This is a genomic window from Trichococcus sp. (genome assembly GCF_049589555.1).
In the GTDB taxonomy this organism is placed as follows: Bacteria; Bacillota; Bacilli; order Lactobacillales; family Aerococcaceae; genus Trichococcus.
This window is the reverse complement of record NZ_JBAWAZ010000383.1, coordinates 1-1,799: the sequence shown is the minus strand read 5'-3', so window position 1 is coordinate 1,799 and position 1,799 is coordinate 1. Positions and strand designations below refer to the sequence as shown.

Sequence of the window (1,799 nt, the reverse complement as noted above, 5' to 3'; positions counted from 1 at the left end):
AGAGTCAAAGTCTGTTGCCTTACCGCTTGGCGATAGCCCAATGGTGGAGGGAGGCAGATTCGAACTGCCGAACCCGAAGGAGCGGATTTACAGTCCGCCGCGTTTAGCCACTTCGCTATCCCTCCGTTCGCTTTCCTTAAAAAGCTGACCAATATATGATATAACAGCAGCAATCGATTTTCAAGAGGTTCTTTTCAATTTTTAACAGTTTTTAATCCAGCGGAAATTCTTCATCTGCATCACTCTTTTCACCTACAGGTTACCAGACCGGAAAATGGAAATCAGCAACCAGATGCTGAACAGGCCGGCGATCACAAAGCCCGCTTGCCCCAGGAATTGCCCTCCCGGTGTTCCGGACATGATGGCTGATGACAGCAGCAATCCGGCAACAATCAACGAGATGACGACGCGATTGGACATCTTTTTGACGTCCTTCCACTTGTCATCCAGCTGATCGACGTCGATCCGCAGCATGGTCCTGCCGCTTGCCGTTTGCTTCAGCAGAGCCAGCAGACTGCTTGGGATCTCGCTGCTGTCCTTGATGAAAGCATAGCCCCGCAAAGCCAACTTTTCCGCAGAAAATTTCTGCATCAGCGTCGTAAGCGTAAAACTTTCCTTCAGATAGTCCTTCGCGATCGAAATCAGGTTCAGTTCAGGGGAAATTTCCAGAAAAACGCCTTCCAGTATCGACAAAGACTTCGCGAGGATCGTCAGATCGCTCGGAATGGCGATGTTATGCCGTTTGAACATTCTGATGAAATCGGTGATGAACGTCCCAAGGTTCACGTTCAACATATTGTTCGACAGGTACATATCGAACAGCATCTCGACGTCGGCGTACAGATTGCGTTTATCAACCCGCCCTTTCGGCGTCCCCAATTCCAGACAGACTTTCACCATCCGATCCAGATCTTTCGAGGCCAATCCCTGGAGAATATCGTTCAGCGATTTTTTCGTGGCCTCCGACAAATCCCCCATAATGCCGAAATCGATAAAATAAATTTTGCCTTCTTTGATGATCAGGTTGCCAGGATGGGGATCCCCGTGGAAAAAGCCGTCGTGGAAAACTTGTTTCAGATACGCCAGCATCAATTTGCGGCTGATGTCATCCGAATCATAGCCAAGCAAGTCCAACTGTTCGCGGTTGGTTATTTTGGTGCCTTCGATGTACTCTTCCACCAATACCCTGCGCGTCGTCAGTCCCGAATAGATTTTCGGGACACCGATGCAGGCGATGCTGGCGTTAAGGTCCCGGAAACGCTGCAGAAGCTGGGCTTCATTGCGGAAATCCAGTTCGATCAAGGTGTTCGCCTTCACTTGCTCCAACGCTTCTTTGGGATCGACCACCTCAACCAGTTCCTTCGGGATCTTTCCGCTGAGACGGATCAGGATGTCCAGGTCCCGGATCAACAGATCATCGATGATCGGGCGCTGCACTTTCACGACCACTTCCTCCCCTGTCCGGAGAACCGCCCGATGAACCTGGGCAATTGATGCGCTGGCGAGCGGTTTTTCATCGATGGACAGGAAGGCTTCGCCTAATGAAAGTTTGGTTTCTTCCATAAAGATGCGTTCGACTTCCGCAAAAGGAAATTCCGGCGCTTTGTCCTGCAGATGCGCCAGTTCTTCGACGAATGCTTGCGGGAGAATATCGATGCGGGTGGAAAGGATTTGGCCGATTTTGATGAAACTCGGACCGAGTTTTTCGAAAGCAAGACGAAGGTTCTCCGGATCTTGATCTTTTCGGCTCGGCTTCACCTGATTGTGATAAAGGAATTGAAGCCCGTAAGAGGACAGGA

At 50.3% G+C, this 1,799-nt stretch carries 1 protein-coding gene and 1 tRNA gene; both read right to left on the bottom strand.

The window, feature by feature from the left end; translation table 11 throughout:
• Positions 1 to 41: 41 nt before the first annotated feature.
• Positions 42 to 125: transfer RNA gene (locus tag WBV27_RS13285), tRNA-Tyr, on the bottom strand.
• Between the two features lie 127 nt (positions 126 to 252).
• The coding region (locus WBV27_RS13280) for an ABC1 kinase family protein (RefSeq protein ID WP_424202595.1) at positions 253 to 1,799 on the bottom strand (1,547 nt) is incomplete at its 5' end.